At 40.6% G+C, this 202-nt stretch carries 1 pseudogene; it reads right to left on the reverse strand.

Going from position 1 to position 202, the window contains the following annotated elements:
- A pseudogene (locus ACEYW6_RS36905) lies at positions 1-202 on the reverse strand (hypothetical protein); the annotation flags it as partial.

Consider the following 202-nt stretch of genomic DNA (forward strand, 5'->3'; position numbering starts at 1 on the left):
TATCAAGTCTTTCGCAAATAGCTATTATTGTTTCGTTGGTCGGACTGGCGTTACTATTGTTACTCGTAACTAAGTACCTCTCAACACTTGCCTTAATCTGAGAATCTAAGCGTTTGTCTAAATTGTTACCACCTATTGCATCAAGCTTATCTTGGGAATCGCCTAAGTAGAGATCGATAAATTCGAGCAGCGTGGCTGTTGC

The organism is Nostoc sp. UIC 10607 (assembly GCF_047228265.1).
Taxonomy (GTDB): Bacteria; Cyanobacteriota; Cyanobacteriia; order Cyanobacteriales; family Nostocaceae; genus Nostoc; species Nostoc foliaceum_A.